This is a genomic window from Gordonia sp. N1V, assembly GCF_029269935.1.
Lineage (GTDB): Bacteria > Actinomycetota > Actinomycetes > Mycobacteriales > Mycobacteriaceae > Gordonia > Gordonia polyisoprenivorans.
The window spans coordinates 1-467 of record NZ_JARJDD010000102.1; the positions used below are offsets into that span (position 1 = coordinate 1).

The following is a 467-nucleotide window of genomic DNA, read 5'->3' on the forward strand; positions in this document are numbered from 1 at the left end:
GTCGATGCTGGCGGGTGGGATCAGCCAGGGGTGTCGGTCGAATCCCATGATGATGCCCCACCCGTGGTGGTGCACATCGTCGTGGCAGCTGCTGCACAGCAGGCAGCCGTTGTCGAGGTCGGTGGGCCCACCATCGGCCCAGTGGTGCAAATGGTGTCCTTGGCAGCGTCCGGCGTGTGCACCGCATTTGATGCATCCGCGGTCACGCACGAGTAGGGCTTTGCGTTGGCCGGGGGCGACCGCCTTGCGTTCGGGCATACCCGGATTCGGTTGGACCTGCGGAATGATCTCGGTGAAATCCTCCTTCGTGCCACCACCGGAGATCCCGGCCGCCGCCATCGCCGCCTCCGCAGCGACCAGAGCCTCGTCCTTCTCCTCCGACATACCGATCGGACCGAACCGATCACCGGAAAGGAACTGCTTGACCACCGGCTGCTCCGAAGTCAACAACTGCTCCCGCGGACCGA

At 64.9% G+C, this 467-nt stretch carries 1 protein-coding gene; it reads right to left on the bottom strand.

Annotated features, from left to right (window positions below):
• On the bottom strand, window positions 1-467 hold a 467-nt coding region (locus P3L18_RS28295; RefSeq protein WP_276116011.1), incomplete at both ends, for an HNH endonuclease.